The sequence below is a fragment of the Leclercia sp. TB492 genome, assembly GCF_049974505.2.
GTDB lineage: Bacteria > Pseudomonadota > Gammaproteobacteria > Enterobacterales > Enterobacteriaceae > Enterobacter > Enterobacter adecarboxylatus_C.
This window is the reverse complement of the sequence record NZ_CM127572.1, coordinates 1,769,366-1,790,882: the sequence shown is the minus strand read 5'-3', so window position 1 is coordinate 1,790,882 and position 21,517 is coordinate 1,769,366. Positions and strand designations below refer to the sequence as shown.

Genomic DNA, 21,517 nt, shown 5'->3' with positions numbered 1-21,517 from the left:
CGTTACATCCCATCAGCCGCTCAACACACTTATCCCTTTCGATGACGATAAGAACAGGACCCGGTAAGCGATGAAACAAAAAGCACTATGGATTAACCAGATAAAGGGGCTGTGCATTTGCCTGGTGGTGATTTACCACTCGGTGATCACCTTTTATCCCCACCTCGAGGCGCTGCAGGCCCCGCATTCGGTGCTGCTCGCCAAATGCTGGGTGACGTTCAATCTTTATCTCGCCCCCTTCCGCATGCCGGTGTTCTTCTTTATCTCGGGGTATCTGGTTCGGCGCTATATTGACGAGGTTGAGTGGAAAACCTGCCTCGACAAACGGCTCTGGAGCATTATCTGGGTCCTGGCGCTGTGGGGTGTGTTGCAGTGGCAGGCCCTGACCCATCTCAACGCGTGGCTGGCGCCGGAGCGGGATCTCAATACCGCGTCGAACGCCGCTTATGCCGACTCGCTGAGCGGCTTTATCACCGGGATGCTCACCGCCAGCACCAGCCTGTGGTACCTCTACGCCCTGGTAGTCTATTTCACCCTCTGCAAGCTGCTGAGCCGCTGGAAGCTGCCGCTTATCGGGCTGCTGGCGCTGGCCAGCATCGCGATCAACTTCCTGCCGCTGCCGTGGTGGGGGATGAACAGCGTGGTGCGCAATATGATTTATTACAGCCTCGGCGCCTGGTATGGCGTGCAGCTGATGGCGTGGATGCAGGCCCGGGTGTGGCGGCGTGATGCGCTGGCGGTGGCGGCGTTCGGAGTGGTCTCCGTCGTGCTGTGGTTCGTCGGCGTTCCCCTGCCGCTGTCGCTGCTGTCGATCCTGCTGATCATGGCCCTTTTCTACCGCCTTGAGCAGCGGTTTGCCGTCGGGCCTGATAACCTGCTGAACGTGGTGGGCTCGAACACCATTGCCATCTATACCACTCACCGCATCCTGATCGAAGGGGTCAGCCTGGTCATGATCCACCAGCTGAACAGCGGGGCATGGCCGGTATGGGCGGAGCTGACGCTGGTGCTGTTCTATCCCTTTGCCAGCCTGCTGGTCTGCACCCTCGTGGGGCTGGGGGCGCGTAAACTCTCCAGTGCGCTGACCGGGGATTTCTTCTTTACCCCGCCTGCCCGCCTGACGCCGGTTCAGGCCACGCGCTAGCGCCCCTGCGGGGGCCTCTTCACGCTGTGTGCGGTTACGATTTGCTAATGTAAAACGATCAAGGATAATAAAGACATTGTGTATCAGTGATATGCCCAATAAGAGATCCTGACAAAGCCATGCCTGAACAATATCGTTTTTCCCTGCCCGGCAAAGCGGGCGACCAACGCCAGTTGGGTGAACTGACCGGGGCAGCCTGCGCCACGCTGGTTGCAGAAATTGCAGAGCGCCATCAGGGGCCGGTGGTGCTGGTCGCGCCGGACATGCAAAACGCCCTGCGCCTGCATGATGAGATCCGCCAGTTTACCGATCAGCTGGTCACCAGTCTCGCCGACTGGGAGACCCTGCCCTACGACAGCTTCTCCCCGCACCAGGAGATTATCTCCTCGCGCCTCTCCACGCTCTATCAGCTGCCCACCATGCAGCGCGGTGTGCTGATTGTGCCGGTCAATACCCTGATGCAGCGCGTCTGTCCGCACAGCTATCTGCACGGGCATGCGCTGGTGATGAAAAAGGGTCAGCGCCTGTCGCGGGATGCCCTGCGCGTCCAGCTCGACAGCGCCGGCTATCGCCATGTGGATCAGGTGATGGAGCACGGGGAATACGCCACCCGCGGCGCCCTGCTCGATCTCTTCCCGATGGGCAGCGCGCTGCCCTATCGTCTGGATTTCTTCGATGACGAAATCGACAGCCTGCGCCTGTTTGACGCCGACACCCAGCGCACGCTGGAGGAAGTGGAGGCCATCAACCTGCTGCCGGCGCACGAGTTTCCGACTGACAAAACCGCTATCGAGCTGTTCCGCAGCCAGTGGCGCGATAAGTTTGAGGTCAAGCGCGACGCCGAGCATATCTATCAGCAGGTGAGCAAAGGCACCCTGCCGACGGGGATCGAGTACTGGCAGCCGCTGTTCTTCAGCGAGCCGCTCCCCGCCCTGTTCAGCTACTTCCCGGCTAATACCCTGGTGCTGAATACCGGCGATCTGGAGGCCAGCGCCCACCGTTTTGAGAGCGAAACCCGCGCCCGGTTTGAGAATCGCGGGGTGGATCCGATGCGCCCCCTGCTGGAGCCTGAGCTGCTGTGGCTGCGCACCGACGAGCTGTTCAGCGAGCTGAAACGCTGGCCGCGCATGCAGCTCAAAACCGAAAACCTGCCGGATAAAGCCGCTAATACCAATCTGGCGTATCAGCCGCTGCCGGACCTCGCGGTGCAGGCGCAGAATAAATCTCCGCTGGATAACCTGCGTAAGTTCCTCGAAGCCTTTACCGGCCCGGTGATCTTCTCCGTCGAAAGCGAAGGCCGTCGCGAAGCGCTGGGCGAGCTGCTCAGCCGCATCAAAGTGGCGCCGAAGCGCATCCTGCGTCTGGACGAGGCCAGCGGCACCGGTCGCTATCTGATGATTGGTGCCGCCGAGCACGGCTTTATTGATACGCTCAATAACCTGGCGTTGATCTGCGAAAGCGACCTGCTAGGTGAGCGCGTGGCGCGTCGTCGTCAGGACAGCCGCCGCACCATCAACCCGGATACGCTGATCCGTAACCTGGCGGAGCTGCACCCCGGCCAGCCGATTGTCCATCTCGAGCATGGCGTGGGCCGTTACGCGGGAATGACCACCCTGGAAGCCGGGGGCATCAAGGGCGAATACCTGATGCTGATGTACGCCAACGACGCCAAACTCTATGTGCCGGTCTCCTCCCTGCACCTGATCAGCCGCTACGCGGGCGGCGCGGAAGAGAATGCGCCTCTGCATAAACTTGGCGGTGACGCCTGGGCGCGGGCGCGGCAGAAAGCGGCGGAAAAAGTACGCGACGTGGCGGCAGAGCTGCTGGATATTTACGCCCAGCGCGCGGCCAAGTCCGGCTACGCCTTTAAACACGATAAAGAGCAGTACCAGCTGTTCTGCGACAGCTTCCCGTTTGAAACTACGCCGGACCAGGCCCAGGCGATCAATGCCGTGCTTAGCGACATGTGCCAGCCGCTGGCGATGGACCGGCTGGTGTGCGGCGACGTGGGCTTCGGGAAAACCGAAGTGGCGATGCGCGCCACCTTCCTCGCGGTTGAGAACAACAAGCAGGTGGCCGTGCTGGTGCCGACCACCCTGCTGGCGCAGCAGCACTACGATAACTTCCGCGACCGCTTTGCCAACTGGCCGGTGCGCATTGAGATGATGTCGCGTTTCCGCAGCGCCAAAGAGCAGGCGCAGATCCTGGAGCAGGCCAGCGAGGGCAAAATCGATATTCTCATCGGCACCCATAAGCTGCTGCAGAGCGACGTGAAGTGGAAAGATCTGGGGCTGTTAATTGTCGATGAAGAGCACCGCTTTGGCGTGCGCCACAAAGAGCGGATCAAAGCGATGCGTGCCGATGTCGACATCCTGACCCTCACCGCCACGCCGATCCCGCGCACCCTGAACATGGCAATGAGCGGCATGCGCGATCTGTCGATTATCGCCACCCCGCCGGCCCGTCGCCTGGCGGTGAAAACCTTTGTCCGTGAATACGATAACCTGGTGGTGCGCGAGGCGATCCTGCGTGAAGTCCTGCGCGGTGGCCAGGTCTATTATCTCTACAACGATGTGGAAAATATTCAGAAAGCGGCCGACCGGCTGGCAGAGCTGGTGCCGGAGGCGCGGATCGCCATCGGCCACGGGCAGATGCGCGAGCGCGAGCTGGAGCGGGTGATGAACGACTTCCACCACCAGCGGTTTAACGTGCTGGTGTGTACCACGATCATCGAAACCGGGATCGATATTCCTACCGCCAATACCATCATCATTGAGCGGGCGGATCACTTCGGCCTGGCGCAGCTCCACCAGCTGCGTGGTCGCGTCGGCCGTTCACACCATCAGGCCTATGCCTGGCTGATGACTCCACATCCGAAAGCGATGACTACCGATGCGCAAAAACGTCTCGAAGCCATCGCCTCGCTGGAAGATCTGGGGGCCGGCTTTGCGCTGGCGACGCACGATCTCGAGATCCGCGGCGCGGGTGAGCTGCTGGGTGAAGATCAGAGCGGATCGATGGAAACCATCGGCTTCCAGCTGTATATGGAGCTGCTGGAAAATGCCGTCGATGCCCTGAAGGCGGGGCGCGAGCCGTCGCTGGAAGATCTCACCAGCCAGCAGACGGAGGTGGAGCTGCGGATGCCGGCCCTGCTGCCGGATGACTTTATCCCGGATGTTAATACGCGTCTGTCGTTCTATAAACGCATTGCCAGCGCCAGGGACGAAGCCAGCCTCGACGAGATTAAGGTGGAGCTGATTGACCGCTTTGGCCTGCTGCCGGATGCGGCGCGTAACCTGCTGGATATCGCCCGTTTACGCCAGCAGGCGCAGAAGCTGGGGATCCGCAAGCTGGAAGGGAATGACAAAGGCGGCATGATTGAGTTTGCCGAGAAGAATCATGTCGATCCGATGTGGCTGATTGGTCTGCTGCAGAAACAGCCTCAGCACTACCGTCTGGACGGTCCAACGCGTCTGAAATTCACCCAGGATCTGGCGGAACGGAAAACCCGCATGGACTGGGTACGTAACTTTATGCGGCAGCTTGAAGAGAACGCCGTCGCCTGACCCACCGCCGGGCGATCCTGCAATCGCCCGGCCTCGTTCCCCGTTAATTTACAACTCTTTGCAATACACCTGGATTTCCCGACACGTCCATTCGCCATAATTATCAATTAACTTTCAGATAATAATAATCTTTATTGCTATGGATTCTGGTGATGATGACGACTTCGCGTTTTACCCGTTGGATATCGTTGGTTGCGCTGCTCGCTACCCTGGCGCTTGCCCTACCTGCCCGGGCCAATACCTGGCCCCTTCCCCCGCCGGGCAGCCGTCTCGTGGGCGAGAACCGCTTTCACGTCGTGGAAAATGACGGCGGCTCGCTGGAAGCAATTGCCAAAAAATATAACGTCGGCTTTCTGGCGCTACTGCAGGCCAATCCCGGCGTGGATCCCTACGTTCCCCGCGCGGGCAGCGTGCTGACCATCCCGCTACAGACCCTGCTCCCCGATGCGCCGCGGGAAGGGATTGTCATTAACCTGGCCGAGCTGCGTCTTTACTATTACCCGCCGGGTAAAAATGAGGTCACGGTCTATCCGATCGGCATTGGTCAGTTGGGCGGTGATACCCTGACGCCAACCATGGTGACCACGGTGTCAGATAAGCGCGCCAACCCCACATGGACGCCAACTGCCAATATTCGCGCCCGTTATAAAGCCCAGGGCATCGATCTGCCTGCGGTGGTGCCCGCCGGACCGGAAAACCCGATGGGGCATCATGCGATCCGCCTTGCGGCCTACGGTGGGGTCTACCTGCTACACGGCACCAACGCCGATTTTGGCATCGGCATGCGCGTCAGCTCCGGCTGTATTCGCCTGCGTGACAATGACATCGAGACGCTGTTCCGCGTCATCCAGCCCGGCACCAAAGTGAATATCCTGAATACGCCGATCAAGGTGTCAGAGGAGCCCGGTGGCGTGCGGCTGGTGGAAGTACATCAACCGCTGTCGAAGCAGCTGAATGACGATCCTCAGACCCTGCCGATTGTGTTGAATGCCGCCCAGCAGGGCTTTAAAGCCAGCTCAGACGAAGCAGTGATGGAGCGCGCGATGGAAGCCCGCTCCGGCATGCCGGTGGACGTTACCCGTCATCCTGAAGCCCAGACGTTGTAAGCCGAAACGATAAAAAAAACGCTCTGCAATTGCAGAGCGTTTTTTTTCGCAGTGGCATTAATGAGGGTTAAGCCATGCTTATTTGTAGATCACCGCAGTACCGTGCAGGGTGTTCGGACCGCTAACGGAGGTGATACGGAAAGATTTTGCGCCCATTTCGTCCGCTTTTTGCGCTAGCTGGCTTTCCAGAGAACCCAGGTTAGTCCCACCATTTGCGGCGATAGTGCCCACTTTTTGTTGATCGGCAGGGGTAGACTGAACCTGTACAGCGGCGAAGCTGGCAAACGAGAGTGAGCTGAGTACAGCAGCGGCGATGAGCGTTTTTACGTTTTTCATTTTATGAACCTTATGCAAGTGACAGGTGGTCGTAAGCATTAACTTAACGATCGATAACTAAATAATAAATGTGATCTGCATCACGGTCAAATTCTTTTTATAACGATCGTTAAAATAAATTTAAAATCTTTAAAATTCATATTGATATGATGAAAATAATTTTATGAATTCAGCGCTGGCTGCAAACCGGGATTATTTTTATAATGGTCGTTCAACAAACCAACAGAGGTACAACGGCTCATGACAACCGATGACACGCGTTGCGCTAAAAAAAGCCGTGGCCGACCAAAAGTGTTCGACAGGGACGCGGCGCTGGATAAGGCCATGACGCTGTTCTGGCAGCATGGGTATGAAGCCACATCGCTGGCCGATCTGGTCGCAGCAACCGGGGCCAAAGCCCCTACGCTGTATGCAGAATTTACCAATAAAGAGGGGCTGTTCCGTGCGGTGCTGGATCGCTATATCAGCCGCTTCGCCGCCCGCCATGAAGCGCAGCTGTTCTGCGAAGAGAAGCGTGTTGAAGAGGCGCTGGAAGATTACTTCACCGCGGTGGCGACCTGCTTTACCAGCAAAGACACGCCTGCGGGCTGTTTTATGATTAACACTTCAGCGACGCTGGCGGCTTCGTCAGAAGAGATCGCCCATACGGTCAAATCTCGCCATGCGATGCAGGAAGAGACGCTATGCCGGTTCTTAGAGCAGCGTCAGCAGCGCGGTGAGATCCCCGCCCAATGCGATCCGCAAAAACTGGCCCAGTATCTGAGCTGCATTTTGCAGGGGATGTCTATCAGCGCCCGGGAAGGCGCCAGCCTGGAAAAACTGCAGACCATCACGCAAATCACCCTGCGCCTGTGGCCTGAGCTCCTTAAAGCCTGACCAGCAGGGCGGTAAACCGCCCTGCTCTGCCCGCCACTTTCAGACAAATCTGTTTAAAGATAGGTAAAAACTATCACCACCTCTCTGCCGCTTGCTATCCTTAACGAGTAATTATTGATGTGCTAATGATTAGGCGTATGAGTCATAACGGAGCTGTTCTGGCTATTCACATTCAGAAGGAGAATAAAATGATTTTGCTATTACCATTTTTTAAGGTGTTAATAGTCATTACATTGTTATTCGGTCTCTGGGTTTTATGTGGTGGGTCAGTTTTATTTGCTTTCCTTTCCGTACTGATAACAGGATTTATGTTACTCCGCCAGTATCACGAATTTGACCTGTAACCACTGTTACCCCGCTGTATCCCTGAGAAGACCTTAATCCCGACGCGAACGATGCGGGCGTTAAGGTCTTTTTTTATGGACAAAAAAAGCTCCCCAGCCTGAGCGAATGGGGAGCTAAATGCAGAGAACAGATTTTTTTATGCTTTGTTATTCAGTACCAGCTGACCATCGCTGTTGAGGGGGATTTGCGTGCCGGGATCTTTATCCATCCGGATCTTGCCCTGCTGATCGCCAATTTTGTATGTCACATCGTAGCCGAGCATTTTCTCTGATTTGTCATACACCGTTTTACAACGCTGCTGCGTGGAGGTGTAGGTGTCGCGCTCCTGCAGGGCTCCCTGCGCCTGATTGCCGGCATAACCACCGCCCAGCGCGCCCACGACCGTGGCAACATCTTTACCGCGCCCGCCACCAAACTGATGACCAATCACGCCGCCTGCCACCGCACCAAGCACGGAACCGGCAATGCGGTTTTCATCCTGCACCGGACGACGATGCGTCACGGTCACGTTATGGCACTCCTGACGCGGTGTTTTCACCGTCTCTTTAATCGGTGTCGCCGAAACCACCTGCGCGTATTGTGGGCCACGTTCAAAGACATTCAGACTGGCAACTGCCGCCACGCCTAACGCGGCAACCACGCCAATCCCTATACCTGCCACCATGGATTTATTCATGGGACAACCTCCTTTTTATTGCTATTGGTAACAATTCTGCAACTAAAGCGGCGTGTTCGCAAATCAGAGAAAGGATTAAAAATGTGGCGATAAACGCAAAACAGACGTGTTTAGGAGGACTCTTAGTCCGTCAGAGCGCGATTCACAGAAGGATATGCTGAAAAAGCCCCTCCGGCGAGTGCGGAGGGGCGCGGGTCTTAGTGCAGTTTCAGTCGCGGTCGGATCACGCGGTTGATGCTGCCTACCACCATCATTAGCCCGGTTTTGAAGTAACCGTGCAGCGCAACCTGGTGCATACGGTACAGCGAGATGTAGACGAAGCGCGCAATACGCCCTTCCACCATCATCGAGCCACGCATCAGGTTGCCCATCAGGCTGCCGACGGTAGAGAAGTTAGAGAGCGACACCAGAGAACCATGGTCTTTATAGACATAGTTCTTAAGGGGCTTTCCTTTCGCCTGCGCCAGAATATTATGCAGCGCCAGGCTGGCCATCTGGTGAGCGGCCTGAGCGCGCGGTGGTACGAATCCACCTTCCGGGCGGGCACAAGAGGCGCAATCACCAATCGCATAAATGTCCGGATCGCGGGTAGTTTGCAGCGTCGGCTCTACCACCAGCTGGTTGATGCGGTTGGTTTCCAGGCCGCCAATCTCTTTCATGAAATCAGGCGCTTTAATACCCGCCGCCCAGACCATCAGATCGGCTTTAATATGTTCGCCATCTTTGGTGTGCAGGCCATGCTCATCGGCGCTGGTGACCATAGTCTGGGTCAGAACGCGTACGCCCAGTTTGGTCAGCTCACTGTGGGCTGCGCCAGAGATGCGCGGCGGCAGCGCAGGCAGAATGCGCTCTCCCGCCTCCACCAGGGTCACGTTCAGCGCGTCGTTGGTTAACCCTTTGTAGCCGTAGCTGTGCAGCTGCTTCACCGCGTTATGCAGTTCGGCAGAGAGCTCAACGCCGGTCGCGCCGCCGCCGACGATGGCGATATTCACCTTGCCGCTTGCGCCGAGATTATTGGAGTACTTAAGGAACAGGTTAAGCATCTCCTGATGGAAACGACGCGCCTGATGCGGGTTGTCGAGGAAGATGCAGTTCTCTTTCACGCCCGGGGTATTGAAGTCGTTAGAGGTGCTGCCCAGCGCCATCACCAGCGTGTCATAAGCCAGCTTACGCTCCGGCACCAGCAGTTCGCCCTTCTCATCGCGCAGCTCGGCCAGGGTAATGGTTTTGCTTTCACGATTGATATCCATCACCGAGCCCAGCTGGAACTGGAACCCGTGGTTGCGCGCATGCGCCAGATAGCTCAGCGCGTCAACGCCTTCATCCAGAGAACCGGTAGCCACTTCGTGCAGCAGCGGTTTCCACAGGTGGCTGTGGTTGCGATCGACGAGCGTAACTTTAGCTTTTTTACCGCGTCCGAGCTTCTTACCCAGCTGCGTAGCCAGTTCCAGACCGCCAGCACCACCACCCACAATCACTATCTTTTTCAATGGTGTAGTCAACGTGACCCCCTAAATTATTAACCAATTGTTAACTAAAAGTTATGAAAATAACCTTTAGTTAACAACAAGTTACAGCACTGAAACCATTCAACGGACATGAGAATAACATGTTCGGTGCATTGGTCATACCAAAATTGATGTGCATCAAGTTTTGCCGCTTAAAATTCACACAAGCTTAGCAAAAAGAAAGCCCGGCTCACGTTACGTGGCCGGGCTCAGGATGAAATCAGGAATTAACCTAAAGTCTTGAACGCCTTAATGCGTTGCAGATGAGGGGCAATATTCTTGAACTTATGCGTCTGCTCTTCATCCCAGACAATTTCGTAGTAGTGGTGCAGCAGTTCCGCAGCGCGGGGGCTGTTCAGCGCCTCATCGTTGCGGGAAAGGATCACCAGACAGCGATCGCGGTTCTTTTCACGGAAGTTGCTTACGCACTTGGTGGCGATATCAACGTACTCTTCCGGTCTGTCGATCTTGCCTTCCATATTCTCGTTCGGGAACAGGTTGGGGTTGAACACCACTTGGCGAATATCACACAAGAACCCAATGCGCTCCGCCCAGTACCCACCCAGGCCGACGCCGCAGATCAACGGACGCTCGTCAACATTCAGCTGCAACATTTTGTCCACTTCCTTCAGCAGATGCTGCATATCATGCTTCGGATGACGTGTGCTGTAGCTAATCAGCCGCACATCCGGATCGATAAACTGCAGCTGCAGTACTTTCTCGTGATTACCGGGACTGTTCGAATCAAAACCGTGCAAATAGATGATCATCGTATCCTCGCCACACTACGCTTGCCAGGAGGGGTTATTGCCCCGCTTTATGCGCTTGCCAGCGCTCATGAAGCGCCTCAAGCTGCGCATTCACGGTTTTCCAGCGTTCCGTATCCCGCAGCTCCTGACGGCTAAAAGAACCTTTATGATACAATTGTGTAACACGTTCAGCCTTGATCGGCGACAGGTTATCTAACACGCTGACTGCGCCTTTACGATTATTGCAGACCAGGATCATATCGCAACCCGCATCCAGCGATGCCTGACCGCGTTCCGCGTAGCTGCCCATGATCGCCGCCCCTTCCATCGACAGATCGTCAGAGAAAATCACGCCGTTGAAGCCCAGCTCCTGACGCAGCACGGTTTTTAGCCAGTGCGGCGAGCCGCTGGCCGGACGCGGATCAACATCGGTGTAGATCACATGCGCAGGCATAATGGCGTCGAGCTTGTTGTCACTGATAAGCGATTTGAAAATCGACATGTCCCGGGCGCGGATCTCTGCCTGTGGACGTGGGTCGCGCGGGGTCTCTTTGTGGGAATCCGCCGTGACGGCCCCATGCCCCGGGAAATGTTTGCCGGTGGTTTTCATTCCCGCCTCGTGCATCCCGTCGATAAAGCGGGTCGCCACCTGCAGCGCTTTCTGCGGATCCTCATGATACGCGCGCTCACCGATGGCGGCACTGATATGGCCCACGTCCAGCACCGGCGCGAAGCTGATATCAATGTCCATAGCGATCATCTCGCTGGCCATCAGCCAGCCGGCCTCCTGCGCCAGTTTGCCACCCTCTTCCAGCCCGAGTAACGCTGCAAAGGATTGGGCTGCAGGCAGACGGGTAAAGCCTTCGCGAAAACGCTGCACGCGGCCGCCTTCCTGATCAACGGCTACCACCAGGCGGTGACGGGAAGCCTCGCGGATCTGGCGTACCAGCTCCCGCAGCTGCGCAGGATCGTGATAATTGCGCGTAAACAGGATCAGGCCACCCACCAGCGGATGCGCCAGAATCTCGCGCTCCTCCGCATCCAGCTCATAACCTTCCACATCCAACATGACCGGACCCACACGAACCTCTCTTATTCTGTCGTTTCTAACTGGCGCCAGATCTCATCGGCCAGCGCAATAAAATGTTTGTCTTGTGATTGTTGCCAGCGCAGCTCAAACCAGCCAGCCATCAGCATCAGCACCCAGGGGCGCCAGCGTTTCACCTGACGTTGCAGCCGGGACAGATCGAGCTGCGCGATCTCGCCGTAGGCGGCAAGCAGTTGCTGACGCTGGACTTCACTCTCAGTCCAGACGCTGGCCAGCTCCAGGGCAACGTCGCCGTCTCCGGCATATTCCCAGTCCAGCAGCCGACTGCCGGCAGGCGTGTGCACGATATTACCCGCATGAGCGTCCATATGCAGCGGCACGAGGCGCAGCGGGCGCGGCTCGCCCCCTTTTTGCAGACGCTTATGCCAGCGCAGCCACAACGGTGTACGCCGGGACGGCGAGGCCTGCAACCAGTACTGCTCCAGCAGCGGGGCCAGGGTAATGCGCCAGCCGAACCTGGGCTGCTGATGCAGATGATACAGCATCGCGGCCAGCACGGGTGCGGCGGGTAACGTGGTTTTGACCTCACCCGCCAGATAATCGACCGCTATCCATCCAGGACTGTAAAAATGCGGCTGGGGAGCAATGTCGGCGGGAAGATGGCGTAGCGCATGGTACTGGCGGCGAAAATGGGCCGGCGTGGCCAGCGCGGCATGATACTGGCGCAGCACCAGCCGCTGCCCGGCGTGCTCAATAATGCAACTCGCGCCGCTCAACCCGGTTTGGGTCTGCGGCGCGATAAGGCGATACTGCGGGAAAAAGCGCGACAGCAATGTGTCGCGCGTCAGATTACTGTTGCTGAACTGCACCTTTACCCGACCAGATAATTTCACCTGTCTGAACCAGCATCAGCTGCATTTGCAGCGCTGGTGAGTTGACGTTGCCGGTCGCGCTGGAGTAGAGCACATACTGCGCCCCTACGTTGCGGGCAATGCCGATGGCTTTACTGCGCGAGCCCAGGCTGTCCTGCGGAGAAAGGCCCAACTGCTGCTTGGCCACGGAGAGCTGCTGCGCCGATACCAGGGTGAATTTGCCATTGTTCGCCAGCGCATTGCGCAGCGTTTCGGTGGCTTCCCCGGCATTCAGGCTGCCGTTGGTGCGGTTGTTGACGCTGTCCACCAGCAGCACGCTGCCTGCGGTAACGCCCTGAGCCTGCAACATTTTATTGACCATCGGCTGCATCGCGCCGTTCCAGTCGTAATGACGTTCACGCGGCGCAGGCTGAGCGCTTTCTTCCTGATGCTCGATAGGACCGGGTTGCGCAGGCACGGACGGCACGGTAGGTACGGTTGGTACAGGCTGTGTTGGCTGGACCGGCTGCTCTGCGCCCGGCTTCACCTCTTCGACCGGTGCAGGCGGCTGCTCAGTACGACTGATACAACCCGAGAGGAACAGTGCAAAAGCCGTGACCAGCGCGTAACGACTGAAATTTTTAATCAAGGATCACCCCTTACAGATAGAGATAAAGTCTGACCTTATGCGCACCCAGATAATTGGCGCTGCCGTAGAGCGTGACCGACGAATTCGCCGGGATGGTCACGCTGCGCGGCGCCTCAAGCGGGTGCATTTCCAGGCCTCTGGCGTCATACCAGAAAAAACGGTAATGGACGGTTATGGACTCTTGTCTTTCATTAAACAGCGTGGAGGAGGCAGACGGCTGGATCTCGCTGATGGTCAGCGACGGTTTATCGGCGGTAATGCCCGCCGCCAGTACAGATGACTCCATCACTAATGTTTGCTCATCATTGACGGGGATGGCGGGCTGAGATTTACATCCCGCCAGCAGCACCATCATGAACAGCATCGCAATCCGTCCACCGGGCATTTTAAAGACCTTTATGCGCAAGCATCGGCCCCAGCGGACGACCGCCGAGCAGATGCATATGAATATGATAAACTTCCTGACCACCGTGGCGGTTACAGTTCATGATCAAACGATAACCGTCTTCGGCCACGCCTTCCTGCTCAGCAATTTTCGCTGCTACTGTCAGCATACGGCCTAATGCCAGTTCATGCTCAGTTTTCACGTCATTTACCGTCGGAATCAGAATATTAGGAATAATGAGGATGTGGGTCGGCGCCTGCGGAGAGATGTCGCGAAAAGCGGTAACCAGCTCATCCTGATAGACGATATCCGCAGGTATCTCGCCGCGGATAATTTTACTGAAAATGGTTTCTTCAGCCATGAGGTTTTCCTTATTCATTAATCTGGCGACGTGCCCGGAGACAACCCACTCGGTGCAGGCGCATTCTTATGTGATACGACTCAAGAGTATGAGCGACTTTCTCTAATCCTTTCAACCTTATCCCTCGAATTCTTTCCTTATAGCGCAATTTATACGCAGCCGTTCCTCGCGCCCTGCCCTGAAATCTTAAAACATAATTTCATATACGGCTGAAACCCTTGTTTACAGGTTTAATCACAATGCGTATATTTCGCATTTGCATTTACATGCGCATTTTATACCTAGAAAACGACCTCAGACTGTGCTTACGGAACTGGGGCATAACATTCACACTTCACTCAGAAAGGTTTGTTGATGTCTTTCATGAATTATACCAGGGACGGGCAACGCCAGCCTGTCGCTAAACCCTCGCTGCTCGCAGCCTGTATTGCTTTCGCATTGACGCCCGTCGCCAGCTTCGCCGCCCCGGCCGAAGAGACGGTCATTGTTGAGGGTTCATCGCAGCCGGATGTCGCTGATGAAAGCCAGGACTACAGCGTAAAAACCACGACCGTGGGCACCAAAATGCAGATGGTCCAGCGTGACATTCCGCAATCGGTCACGATCGTCAGCGAACAACGCATGGAAGACCAACAGCTGCAAACCCTGGGCGACGTGATGGATAACACGATGGGGATCAGCAAAAGCACCACTGACTCCGATCGCAGCAACTTTTACTCCCGCGGGTTCGAAATCGACAACTACATGGTCGATGGCATTCCAACCTATTTCGAATCACGCTGGAACCTGGGTGATTCTCAGTCTGACACGGCCCTGTTTGAGCGGGTGGAAGTGGTGCGTGGCGCCAACGGTCTGATGACCGGCACAGGCAACCCGTCTGCGGCGATCAATATGGTGCGTAAGCATGCCACCAGCCGCGAATTCAAGGCCAATCTGTCGGCAGAATACGGCAGCTGGAACAAACAACGTTACGTCATGGACATGCAAAGCCCGCTGACGGAAGACGGCAATCTACGCAGCCGCATCGTGGCGGGTTATCAGGACAGCGACTCCTGGCTCGACAACTACAATCAGAAGCGCACCTTCTTCTCCGGTATTCTGGACGCCGACCTGGGCACCAGCACCTCCCTGTCCGCCGGCTACGAATACCAGCGTATCGACATCAATAACCAGACCTGGGGTGGTTTGCCGCGCTGGAACACCGACGGTAGCACCAAACATTACGATCGCGCCCACAGCACGTCTCCAGACTGGGCTTACAACGACAAAGAGTTCAATAAGGTCTTCTTCACCCTGAAGCAGCGTTTTGCCGACGACTGGCAAGCCACCCTGAATGCGACCCATACCGAAGCGAAATTCGACAGCAAAGCGATGTACATCGATGCCTTTGTGAATAAGAGCACCGGCATGCTGGAAGGCCCTTATTCGAACTATGGTCCGGGCTTTGATTACATTGGCGGCACCGGCTGGAACAGCGGTAAACGTAAAGTGGATGCGGTGGATCTGTTTGCAGACGGGGGCTACGAGCTGCTGGGCCGTCAGCACACTATGATGGTGGGCGGCAGCTTCAGTCGTCAGACCAACCGTTACACCAACTCATGGGCTAACGTCTACCCGGATGAGTTCGGTAGCTTCTACGACTATAACGGTAACTTCCCGGAAACCAACTGGGGATCGCAGTCGCTGGCTCAGGATGACACCACCAATATGAAATCGCTGTACGCCGCGACGCGCATTTCACTGGCCGATCCTTTGCATTTAATTCTTGGCGCCCGTTATACCAACTGGAGTGTTAACACCCTGACCAGTGACATGGAGAAAAACCACACCACGCCTTACGCGGGTCTGGTTTACGACATCAATGACAACTGGTCTGCCTACGCCAGCTATACCTCCATCTTCCAGCCGCAAAACTACCGCGACAGCTCGGGCAAGTATCTTGACCCGATCACCGGGAATAACTACGAAGCGGGCCTGAAATCCGACTGGATGAACAGCCGTCTGACTACCACGCTCTCCGTGTTCCGCATTGAGCAGGATAATCTGGGGCAAAGCACCGGCCGGACCATTCAGGGTTCCACTGATGTGGCTTACGAGAGCGTTGACGGTACCGTGAGTAAAGGCGTTGAGTTTGAAATCAACGGCGCGCTGACGGATAACTGGCAGATGACCTTCGGTGCAACGCGCTACGTTGCGGAAGATAACGAAGGCAAGGCGGTAAACCCGCAACTGCCGCGTACTACCGTAAAACTGTTTACCAGCTACCGTCTACCGGCTATGCCTGAGCTGACCGTTGGTGGCGGCGTTAACTGGCAAAACAGCGTCTACACTTATCAGGACACGCCTTACGGCACCTGGCGCGCATCACAGGGCAGCTACGCGCTGGTGGATCTCTTCACCCGTTACCAGGTCACGAAGAACTTCTCCCTGCAGGGTAATCTGAATAACCTCTTCGATAAGACCTACGACACCAACGTCGAAGGCGAAATTGTGTATGGCGAACCGCGTAACGTGAGCCTGACCGCAAGCTATCAGTTCTGATAAATCATCAGACGTCTAAGGGAGCCAAATGGCTCCCTTTTTTGTGCCGGGTGGCGCTACGCTTACCCGGCCTACGGTCTGAGCTTTTGTAGGCCGGGTAAGGCGCAGCCGCCACCCGGCATTTCACAAACCATAGATATAAAAAAGGCAGCCATTCGGCTGCCTTAGTCTCCCCAGGTCACAACTTAGTTGCTGCGGATGTACTCATCCATTTCGGTTTTCAGGTTATCGGATTTAGTACCGAAGATAGCCTGTACACCGGAACCTGCAACAACTACGCCAGCTGCGCCCAGTTTTTTCAGACCCGGCTGGTCAACTTTCGCGATATCAGCAACGCTCACACGCAGACGAGTGATACACGCGTCCAGGTTGGTGATGTTCTCTTTACCGCCGAACGCTGCAACCAGTGCAGGAGCCATTTCGCTGGTCGCGCCAGCTTTAACGTCGTCTGTTGCATCTTCACGACCCGGAGTTTTCAGGTCCAGTGCTTTGATCAGCACGCGGAAGATGGTGTAGTACGCAACCGCGTAGCACGCACCAACGATTGGGAACAGCCACAGCTTGCTGCTGTTACCGGACAGAACGATAAAGTCGATCAGACCGTGCGAGAAGGAGGTACCGTCACGCATACCCAGCAGGATACAGATTGGGAACGCCAGGCCAGCCAGTACCGCGTGGATAATGTACAGAATCGGCGCAACGAACATGAAGGAGAACTCGATCGGCTCGGTGATACCGGTCAGGAACGAGGTCAGCGCTGCGGAGATCATGATACCGCCCACTTTGGCACGGTTCTCTGGTTTAGCAGAGTGCCAGATTGCAATCGCAGCAGCCGGCAGGCCGTACATTTTGAACAGGAAGCCGCCAGACAGTTTGCCTGCAGTTGGGTCGCCTGCCATGTAACGTGGGATATCGCCGTGGAAAACCTGACCTGCTGCGTTGGTGTATTCGCCGATCTGCATCTGGAAAGGAACGTTCCAGATGTGGTGCAGACCAAACGGCACCAGGCAACGCTCAATGAAGCCGTAGATACCGAACGCCACAACCGGGTTCTGGTATGCAGCCCACTGGGAGAAGGTCTGGATCGCAGAACCAATCGGAGGCCAGATGAAGGAGAGGATCACACCGGTGAAGATCGCCGCCAGACCAGAGATAATTGGAACGAAACGCTTACCTGCAAAGAAGCCCAGGTACTCAGGCAGCTTGATGCGATAGAAGCGGTTAAACATATATGCCGCAATTGCACCCGAGATGATACCGCCCAGAACCCCGGTATCAGCCAGGTGTTTAGCAGCGATCTCTTCCGGTGGTAAGTGCAGCACCAGAGGTGCAACCACAGCCATGGTTTTAACCATGATGCCGTAGGCAACTACAGCGGCCAGTGCAGATACGCCGTCGTTATTGGTGAAGCCAAGCGCAACGCCGATAGCGAAGATCAGTGGCATATTAGCAAAAACAGAACCGCCTGCTTCGGCCATCACATGAGAAACTACGGCTGGCAGCCAGCTGAAGTTTGCAGAACCGACGCCCAGCAGGATACCTGCGATAGGCAGTACGGATACTGGCAGCATCAGCGATTTACCGACCTTCTGCAGGTTAGCAAATGCATTCTTAAACATAATTGAGAGTGCTCCTGAGTATTTGTGCTTTTTTTACGTTTTCACGCATTGGCCCGGGGGGAGAACCGTGCCGTGGACAGGACATCTAAGCGCCCTTTATTTATTACACAGAGTAAAATAAATCCGCGTATCTTTGTTTGACGGCTATCACGTTTCAGCGCAAGGCAGCTGAAAAACTTTCAGACTTTTACAAAACAGATTGCCAAATGTTTCCATAACGGTCATCACCGCCCCAACCTGGGCGGTGAACTTTACTCTTTTCGGCTATTAATTACGAGCCATAAAAAAATAGATTAATCAGGCAGATTGCAGGCGGGAGGGATCGATGTGAAACAGGCTGGCAAAGTTGGTGGTGGTAATGCGTGCCAGTTCTTCAACGTCGACGCCTTTTAATACGGCCATGTACTCGGCCACATCCCGTACCATCGCGGGTTGATTTTCTTTACCGCGATGCGGTACCGGAGCCAGATAAGGGGAATCTGTTTCCACCAGCAGACGATCGAGCGGCACGTAGCGCGCAGCATCACGAAGCTGCTCGGCGTTACGGAACGTCACGATCCCGGAAAACGAGATATAAAAACCCAAATCCAGCAGCTTGCCCGCTGTTTCTCTGTCTTCTGTGAAACAGTGTAGTACGCCCCCGCAATCCGTCACGTTTTCTTCTGTCAGGATTGCCAGCGTATCGGCGCGCGCGTCGCGGGTGTGGACGATCACCGGTTTATTCAGTTCCCGGCCAATGCGGATATGGTCGCGGAAAGATTCTTGCTGGCGAGCTTTGGTTTCCGGAGTGTAGAAATAATCCAGCCCGGTTTCACCCATCGCCACCACGCCCTCTTCCGCCGCCAGACGGCGTAAATCTTCGACGTCGTAAGGTTCATCCTGGTTCAGCGGATGCACGCCGCAGGAGAACACCACATTGTCGCGGACGCCCACCAGCTCGCGCATAGTGCGGTAACCCGGTAACGTCGTGGCGACCGCCAGACAAAATTTCACATCGCGGGCGGCGGCTTTCGCCAGCACGTCATCGACGTTTTTATGCAGGGATTGATAATCCAGGCCATCGAGATGGCAGTGTGAGTCGACTAAAAACATAATGTCTCTCTCAGAGATGGGATACAGGCAACGTCGTGCCCGGTTGCAGGTAATGCTCGATAGTGAGTAACAGGTCGGTCAGGACAAGCTCCCGATTCAGCCCCGTTACGCTGAGTAGTTGTTCGCGGCACTGGCAGACATCATGAAGGATAGCCCGCAATGCCACGCCCGGGAGGCGTTGCGCCAGGGTATTCACGAGCGGCCAGGCATCAGCATTGCTAAGCAGGGTCGCTCCCTGCTGAATTTTAAGGGCATCCAGCAGCAGGGCTGCCAGCCAGTGCAGACGGTCTGGCACTTGCTCGTGGTTCAGAACCGGAAGCAGGCTCAGCCAGTCGCCGCTGTCCGGCACCGCGCCGAGCGCCTGACAGAGTTGTTCCCGTTGTGTCTGGACGTTGGGCTGCAGCAAGGCCAACGCCGCGGCAGGTGCTCCGCCGCACAGACGCAGCGCGCTCAGCGCAGCTTCTTGTGACGTTGTCACTTCTCGCGCCAGCCAGCTGAGAGCCCAGGCCTCCTGCGGCACGCTGAGATGATGCAAACGACAGCGGCTACGCAGGGTTGCCAGCAGCCGTCCGGGTTCACGACAGGCCATCAGGAACCAGGTATTTTCCGGTGGCTCTTCGAGGGTTTTTAACAAAGCGTTCGCCGCCGCCTCAGTAAGCTGAGCGGCATCCTTCAGCCAGACGACCTTCGCCCCGCCGAGCCGCGCACGCTCGTAGAGCTTTTCACTGACCGTACGCACCGCATCGATGCCCAGCGTGGTCTTGCCTTTCTCCGGCTCCAGCGCGTAATAATCCGGGTGCGTCTCCGCCTGCATCAGCTGACAGCTGCGGCATTGACCGCAGCTTTTATGCCCCTGCGGCTGCTGGCACATCAAAAAACGGCTGATGGCGTAGATCAGGGCCTCATCGCCCATGCCCGGCAGCGACTGGATCAGTAACGCATGATGCCCCCGACCGGACTGATAGCTGTTCACCAGCTGTTCAAAGTGCGGGCGCAACCATGGGTACCATTTCATGCCTGTTGTTCCTTCAGCCAGTCAGTGACCGTCTGGCGAATGTCGTTCATCACATCCTCCAGCGGCTGGGTTGCATCGATGGTGCGGATCGAACTGTCCTGGGCGGCCAACTCGCGGTAACGCGCGCGGGTACGGTTAAAGAAGTCCAGCGACTCCTGCTCGATACGATCCAGTTCGCCGCGGGCGCGGGCGCGTTTCAGACCCACTTCAGGCGTCACGTCGAGATAGAGCGTCAGGTTCGGGCGGAAATCACCGAGGACCGCATCGCGCAGCGTGCCGAGCATCTGCTGGTCAATGCCGCGTCCGCCGCCCTGATACGCCTGGGTCGAGAGATCGTGGCGGTCGCCAATCACCCAGCATCCCCGCGCCAGGGCAGGCTTGATGACGGTTTCGACCAGCTGGACGCGCGCGGCGTAAAACATCATCACTTCGGCTTTATCGGTGATGACTTCATCCCCGACCGATTTGATGTCCAGTACCAGGCTGCGCAGTTTTTCAGCCAGCTGGGTACCGCCCGGTTCACGGGTAAAGATCATCTCTTCGATACCACACTGTTTGAGCGTCTCGACCACTACATCACGTGCGGTCGTTTTCCCGGCGCCTTCCAGCCCCTCAATGACAATGTAATTACTGCGCATTTTTTTCCTTAAGTGCCTTCAGATAGTCCTGGACCGAACGATTATGACTGGCAAGATTGGTGTTAAAAGTATGTCCACCCTTTCCGTCGGCGACGAAATAGAGATACGGCGTCTTTGCCGGATGCGCGGCGGCATTCAACGATGCCTGACCCGGCGTGGCAATTGGCCCCGGGGGTAAGCCGCTAATGACATATGTATTATAATCGGTTGGGGTTTCCAGGTCTTTACGTGAAATTTTGCCCTTGTAATTCTCACCCATTCCGTAAATTACCGTCGGGTCGGTCTGCAAACGCATACCGATGCGCAGGCGATTGATAAATACCGAGGCAACCTGATCCCGCTCACTCGCAACCGCCGTCTCTTTCTCGACGATCGAGGCCATGGTCACGAACTGGTTCTGATCTTTATACGGCAGGTTCTCCATCCGCCCTTCCCAGGCTTTATCCACCGCTTCAACCATCTTTTTATGCGCGCGTTGCAGCAAAGCCACATCCGTGGTGCCTGCGGTATACATCCAGGTATCTGGCCAGAACCACCCTTCTACCCACTCCGGATGCTCAAACTTCAGGGCCTCGGCGACGGTGGCATAGCTGTCGTCTTTAAGAGTGTGTTTGATGTAAGGCGCGTCGCGGAGCTGCTTCAGGTAGTCGCTCAGGCGCATTCCTTCCACAAAACGCAGCGGGAACTGCGCCTCTTTACCGCTCTCAAGCAGCTGCAGCATCTCTTTGACGGTCATCCCCGGCGTAAAACGGTAGGTACCGGCTTTAAAATGCGACAGTTCCGGCTGCACGCGTAATAACCACTGGAACACCTGCGGGCGGTTAATGATCTTCTCGCCATACAGCTGCTCACCCAGCGCCAGACGCCCGGTGCCCGGTTTCAGGGTGAAGACCGTCTCTTCGGCGATCAGAATTTGACTGCCCGCCAGCTGGCGAACTTTCCACATCCCCACGCCAGCGGCAATGCCCAGCACAACAAGGATGAGGAGAATAAAGCGCAACATTTTCTTCAT

At 56.3% G+C, this 21,517-nt stretch carries 19 protein-coding genes; 5 read left to right on the top strand and 14 right to left on the bottom strand.

Annotation, left to right across the window (positions count from 1 at the left end):
- The first annotated feature begins 70 nt into the window (after nucleotides 1–70).
- The 3 genes from ACP4QI_RS08325 to ldtC all read left to right on the top strand — a co-directional run bounded on the left by ACP4QI_RS08325 (nucleotide 71) and on the right by ldtC (nucleotide 5,816).
- On the top strand, nucleotides 71–1,144 hold the full coding sequence (locus tag ACP4QI_RS08325; RefSeq protein ID WP_426494877.1) for an acyltransferase family protein: 1,074 nt from the start codon (nucleotides 71–73) through the stop codon (nucleotides 1,142–1,144).
- 119 nt (nucleotides 1,145–1,263) lie between these two features.
- Nucleotides 1,264–4,710, top strand: a complete 3,447-nt coding sequence (gene mfd, locus ACP4QI_RS08320; RefSeq protein ID WP_142489099.1) for a transcription-repair coupling factor — start codon at nucleotides 1,264–1,266, stop codon at nucleotides 4,708–4,710.
- 152 nt (nucleotides 4,711–4,862) lie between these two features.
- Entirely contained in the window at nucleotides 4,863–5,816 is a 954-nt protein-coding gene (gene ldtC / locus ACP4QI_RS08315; protein WP_231312614.1) for a L,D-transpeptidase LdtC, read from the top strand.
- A gap of 78 nt (nucleotides 5,817–5,894) precedes the next feature.
- Here the strand turns inward: ldtC and bhsA are convergent, their stop codons facing one another.
- Nucleotides 5,895–6,152, bottom strand: a complete 258-nt coding sequence (bhsA, locus tag ACP4QI_RS08310) for a multiple stress resistance protein BhsA (RefSeq protein WP_142489097.1) — start codon at nucleotides 6,150–6,152, stop codon at nucleotides 5,895–5,897.
- Nucleotides 6,153–6,392: 240 nt separating this feature from the next.
- On the opposite strand from bhsA, the gene ACP4QI_RS08305 reads away from it, so the two are divergent.
- Nucleotides 6,393–7,028 (top strand): TetR/AcrR family transcriptional regulator, encoded by a 636-nt coding sequence (locus tag ACP4QI_RS08305; RefSeq protein WP_231312615.1) that lies wholly within the window; start codon nucleotides 6,393–6,395, stop codon nucleotides 7,026–7,028.
- Between the two features lie 481 nt (nucleotides 7,029–7,509).
- On the opposite strand, the gene ACP4QI_RS08300 is transcribed toward ACP4QI_RS08305, so the two are convergent.
- The 8 genes from ACP4QI_RS08300 to hinT form a co-directional block, all read right to left on the bottom strand.
- Nucleotides 7,510–8,049 (bottom strand): glycine zipper 2TM domain-containing protein, encoded by a 540-nt coding sequence (locus ACP4QI_RS08300; protein WP_142489094.1) that lies wholly within the window; start codon nucleotides 8,047–8,049, stop codon nucleotides 7,510–7,512.
- A gap of 197 nt (nucleotides 8,050–8,246) precedes the next feature.
- A complete protein-coding gene (locus ACP4QI_RS08295) occupies nucleotides 8,247–9,551 on the bottom strand; it encodes an NAD(P)/FAD-dependent oxidoreductase (RefSeq protein ID WP_426494878.1) in 1,305 nt (434 codons plus the stop codon).
- A 233-nt stretch (nucleotides 9,552–9,784) separates the two neighbouring features.
- On the bottom strand, nucleotides 9,785–10,327 hold the full coding sequence (ycfP, locus tag ACP4QI_RS08290) for an alpha/beta hydrolase YcfP (protein ID WP_103179108.1): 543 nt from the start codon (nucleotides 10,325–10,327) through the stop codon (nucleotides 9,785–9,787).
- 34 nt (nucleotides 10,328–10,361) lie between these two features.
- Nucleotides 10,362–11,387 (bottom strand): beta-N-acetylhexosaminidase, encoded by a 1,026-nt coding sequence (nagZ, locus tag ACP4QI_RS08285; RefSeq protein WP_426494879.1) that lies wholly within the window; start codon nucleotides 11,385–11,387, stop codon nucleotides 10,362–10,364.
- 11 nt (nucleotides 11,388–11,398) lie between these two features.
- Nucleotides 11,399–12,223 carry a thiamine kinase gene (thiK, locus tag ACP4QI_RS08280; RefSeq protein WP_426494946.1) on the bottom strand — a complete coding sequence of 275 codons (825 nt, stop codon included), beginning with the start codon at nucleotides 12,221–12,223 and terminating at the stop codon, nucleotides 11,399–11,401.
- The gene (gene lpoB / locus ACP4QI_RS08275; protein ID WP_197090595.1) at nucleotides 12,204–12,851 is read right to left on the bottom strand and encodes a penicillin-binding protein activator LpoB; all 648 of its coding nucleotides are present in this window, start codon (nucleotides 12,849–12,851) and stop codon (nucleotides 12,204–12,206) included. Before lpoB ends, thiK begins: the two co-directional genes overlap by 20 nt.
- A gap of 13 nt (nucleotides 12,852–12,864) precedes the next feature.
- The gene (locus ACP4QI_RS08270; RefSeq protein WP_142489090.1) at nucleotides 12,865–13,239 is read right to left on the bottom strand and encodes a YcfL family protein; all 375 of its coding nucleotides are present in this window, start codon (nucleotides 13,237–13,239) and stop codon (nucleotides 12,865–12,867) included.
- A 1-nt stretch (nucleotide 13,240) separates the two neighbouring features.
- Complete coding sequence (gene hinT, locus ACP4QI_RS08265; protein WP_142489089.1) at nucleotides 13,241–13,600, bottom strand: purine nucleoside phosphoramidase; 360 nt, start codon at nucleotides 13,598–13,600, stop codon at nucleotides 13,241–13,243.
- 354 nt (nucleotides 13,601–13,954) lie between these two features.
- Between hinT and fhuE the strand changes: the two genes are divergently transcribed.
- Nucleotides 13,955–16,141 carry a ferric-rhodotorulic acid/ferric-coprogen receptor FhuE gene (gene fhuE, locus ACP4QI_RS08260; RefSeq protein ID WP_426494880.1) on the top strand — a complete coding sequence of 729 codons (2,187 nt, stop codon included), beginning with the start codon at nucleotides 13,955–13,957 and terminating at the stop codon, nucleotides 16,139–16,141.
- 185 nt (nucleotides 16,142–16,326) lie between these two features.
- Here fhuE and ptsG read toward each other — a convergent pair whose 3' ends face one another.
- The 5 genes from ptsG to yceG all read right to left on the bottom strand — a co-directional run bounded on the left by ptsG (nucleotide 16,327) and on the right by yceG (nucleotide 21,517).
- Nucleotides 16,327–17,760, bottom strand: a complete 1,434-nt coding sequence (gene ptsG / locus ACP4QI_RS08255; RefSeq protein WP_142489087.1) for a PTS glucose transporter subunit IIBC — start codon at nucleotides 17,758–17,760, stop codon at nucleotides 16,327–16,329.
- Nucleotides 17,761–18,057: 297 nt separating this feature from the next.
- Complete coding sequence (locus ACP4QI_RS08250) at nucleotides 18,058–18,852, bottom strand: metal-dependent hydrolase (protein ID WP_156263466.1); 795 nt, start codon at nucleotides 18,850–18,852, stop codon at nucleotides 18,058–18,060.
- A gap of 10 nt (nucleotides 18,853–18,862) precedes the next feature.
- Nucleotides 18,863–19,867: a DNA polymerase III subunit delta' gene (gene holB, locus ACP4QI_RS08245; RefSeq protein ID WP_156263465.1), complete on the bottom strand. Its 1,005-nt coding sequence runs from the start codon at nucleotides 19,865–19,867 to the stop codon at nucleotides 18,863–18,865.
- Nucleotides 19,864–20,505, bottom strand: coding sequence for a dTMP kinase (gene tmk / locus ACP4QI_RS08240; RefSeq protein WP_142489084.1), 642 nt, complete (start codon nucleotides 20,503–20,505; stop codon nucleotides 19,864–19,866). Before tmk ends, holB begins: the two co-directional genes overlap by 4 nt.
- The gene (gene yceG, locus ACP4QI_RS08235; RefSeq protein WP_426494881.1) at nucleotides 20,495–21,517 is read right to left on the bottom strand and encodes a cell division protein YceG; all 1,023 of its coding nucleotides are present in this window, start codon (nucleotides 21,515–21,517) and stop codon (nucleotides 20,495–20,497) included. Before yceG ends, tmk begins: the two co-directional genes overlap by 11 nt.

Bases quoted from the DNA above. Each gene is read 5' to 3' on its own strand.
- hinT (WP_142489089.1), bottom strand. From the start codon at position 13,600: ATGGCTGAAGAAACCATTTTCAGTAAAATTATCCGCGGCGAGATACCT.
- mfd (WP_142489099.1), top strand. From the start codon at position 1,264: ATGCCTGAACAATATCGTTTTTCCCTGCCCGGCAAAGCGGGCGACCAA.
- fhuE (WP_426494880.1), top strand. From the start codon at position 13,955: ATGTCTTTCATGAATTATACCAGGGACGGGCAACGCCAGCCTGTCGCT.
- ACP4QI_RS08300 (WP_142489094.1), bottom strand. From the start codon at position 8,049: ATGAATAAATCCATGGTGGCAGGTATAGGGATTGGCGTGGTTGCCGCG.
- ACP4QI_RS08250 (WP_156263466.1), bottom strand. From the start codon at position 18,852: ATGTTTTTAGTCGACTCACACTGCCATCTCGATGGCCTGGATTATCAA.
- bhsA (WP_142489097.1), bottom strand. From the start codon at position 6,152: ATGAAAAACGTAAAAACGCTCATCGCCGCTGCTGTACTCAGCTCACTC.
- ACP4QI_RS08305 (WP_231312615.1), top strand. From the start codon at position 6,393: ATGACAACCGATGACACGCGTTGCGCTAAAAAAAGCCGTGGCCGACCA.
- ycfP (WP_103179108.1), bottom strand. From the start codon at position 10,327: ATGATCATCTATTTGCACGGTTTTGATTCGAACAGTCCCGGTAATCAC.
- ACP4QI_RS08270 (WP_142489090.1), bottom strand. From the start codon at position 13,239: ATGCCCGGTGGACGGATTGCGATGCTGTTCATGATGGTGCTGCTGGCG.
- ptsG (WP_142489087.1), bottom strand. From the start codon at position 17,760: ATGTTTAAGAATGCATTTGCTAACCTGCAGAAGGTCGGTAAATCGCTG.
- tmk (WP_142489084.1), bottom strand. From the start codon at position 20,505: ATGCGCAGTAATTACATTGTCATTGAGGGGCTGGAAGGCGCCGGGAAA.
- holB (WP_156263465.1), bottom strand. From the start codon at position 19,867: ATGAAATGGTACCCATGGTTGCGCCCGCACTTTGAACAGCTGGTGAAC.
- ldtC (WP_231312614.1), top strand. From the start codon at position 4,863: ATGATGACGACTTCGCGTTTTACCCGTTGGATATCGTTGGTTGCGCTG.
- yceG (WP_426494881.1), bottom strand. From the start codon at position 21,517: ATGAAGAAAATGTTGCGCTTTATTCTCCTCATCCTTGTTGTGCTGGGC.
- ACP4QI_RS08325 (WP_426494877.1), top strand. From the start codon at position 71: ATGAAACAAAAAGCACTATGGATTAACCAGATAAAGGGGCTGTGCATT.